The organism is Zooshikella harenae, from assembly GCF_018837975.1.
GTDB classification, from domain to species: Bacteria; Pseudomonadota; Gammaproteobacteria; order Pseudomonadales; family Zooshikellaceae; genus Zooshikella; species Zooshikella harenae.
Window position 1 is genome coordinate 1 of sequence record NZ_JAGSOY010000200.1, and the last position, 2,171, is coordinate 2,171.

At 37.4% G+C, this 2,171-nt stretch carries 2 protein-coding genes; both read right to left on the reverse strand.

Features of this window, described 5'->3' with window-relative positions; all coding sequences use genetic code 11:
* On the reverse strand, positions 1-678 hold a 678-nt coding region (locus tag KCG35_RS24775; protein WP_215822529.1), incomplete at its 3' end, for a DUF7738 domain-containing protein.
* Positions 679-772: 94 nt separating this feature from the next.
* The coding region (gene tssI / locus KCG35_RS24780) for a type VI secretion system tip protein TssI/VgrG (RefSeq protein ID WP_215822530.1) at positions 773-2,171 on the reverse strand (1,399 nt) is incomplete at its 5' end.

The following is a 2,171-nucleotide window of genomic DNA, read 5'->3' on the forward strand; positions in this document are numbered from 1 at the left end:
ACCAAACTCTGTACCCATCATGGCATATTCGATTGCACCACCTAGAAACTCTTTAGGAAAATCAGATATGCTATTAATAGGTTGTATTTTGGAGAATGATCTTTCGCTATAGTTTTTAGGGATGTTAAAGAATTCTTGTGTAAGTGTTGTTTTGTCGACTTTTTTTTCTTCAACTATAAGTTTTCCTTTGAAATCATTTTTTGGAAAAAAAATAAACTGATACGTATGTTTTCTTCTGGTTGAGGCTAAATATAAGTCTGTTACAACACTAACTTTGCTTATAGGCACATCATCAGGTGAAGTTTGCTCTTTATAAAATGGGCCAATATGGTCAGAATAGTTTTTTATATCAAGCATGATCAGTAAAGAATGTGCTTTGTTGGTTTTTAATCGTGACTCAATGGCTAATCCTAATTTATCCCAGGTATAAGCAACTCTCAAATATTCCTTGGGTAAATCTTTTACAATAAATTTGGTGGTTCTATCTGGCTTGCCTAGTAAGTTGAACCAGTTATCTATACTGGTATCGAGAAAAACAGCTTTGTTATTGATTTCGATATCTCTACCATTGAGTGTGATGTTTAAATTTGAAGAATAACTCGGAATGGTAGTGCTGATTACAATAAAAATGAACAAGGCTTGTATGCAATTACTTAGAAAATGTTGATGCATACTCATTGGTTGCCGCATCCTTGCAGCAAATAGTCGATGAGCGTTAACCAGCCTTTTTTGCCACTGACATACATTGAAATACAGCAAGCATTTACTGCTATTATGTATTATTTTTCTTACACAAATCACATTGTATATCAGCAACAGCAGTTGCTTTTTTAACATTAACAATTTGTGCATCAACATCCCATGCCATACTTTTTAATGCAACCGATTGTGCTGGTGTACCAATACCTGGTGTTCCTCCTGCATTAATACGTATACTTGGGCCATTCATGGTGACTCCGCCAGGATTTAACTTAAAAAAACTGTTATTACCTTTGGCGATTAATTCCATACCTGCATCAATGATCAATTTACTACTGGATTGTAAATGGATTTCTTGAGTACTGTCCGTAAACGTTTTTTGCTTGGACTTTTCATGCAGATTGCCGTGTACAGTAACGTATTGCTGTTGTTCCACCTTAGTATTCAGTTGTCCATGTATGTGCTGTGTAAAGTTTTGGTGAATATGACTATGGTGTGATTGGTCAACAATTTCATGTTGCTGATTACCTATATATGTCGTTTTATTATGATTGACATGGACATCAATATTGCGTTCGACATGAACAAAAATTTGCTCCTGACCTTTTTTATCTTCATAGCGCCATTCGTTAAATCCCTCGGCATTGGGTGTGCTGCAGGTTTTAATCGTAGTTTTGGTTTTATGCTCTGGTAATTGATAAGGTGGCATATTCAGTCCATTGTAAAATCCTCCTTTAATGATTGGGCGATCAGGATCACTATTAATAAAGCTAACTAAAACCTCCTGACCTATCCGTGGTAGTTGCAAGGCTCCCCAACCTGAGCCTGTCCAAGGTTGTACCACTCGAACCCAACAAGAAGCGTGTTCTGAATAATGACCATCACGGTCCCAGTGAAATTGAACTTTAATTCGGCCATATTGATCGGTGTAGATTTCTTCACCTTTTGGTCCAGCGACTATTGCAGACTCAACACTATAACAGCGATTTTTTTTGATGACCTTGGGAGAGGCGATGGACTTGTATTCAAGATCTTCAAAGCGAGTACAGTTAAAATGACAGTTATAAGTAGTCGGCTCGTCACTGGCGCCTTCCTCGAGTGATTGCGGTTGTTTACCATGATGACGGGCTTTTGTAATGAGATATTGCTGATTTAATTGAGGGTTGGTATGTTCTTGTAGCGTAAAGAGTCCGCCAGGTAACAGATAAATACAATTACTCTCACCGTGGCCTAGTGTTATTTGGCTTTGTGCCTGAAGGAGTTTTACATTAGCCTGGTGTGTTCCAGTGGATAAGGTTTGATAAAGACCACTATGGTAGTACAATTCTCGTTGGGCTTCGGTAGATAGTTGTGTTTGCTGCTCTAAATCAAGGTTTGGTTTTGTATAGTTATAATCTCTTAAAGTCACTTTATTAACCGTCAGTTTTTCCCCTAAATTGAAAGAGTGGATGACATATTCAGGTTTTATCATG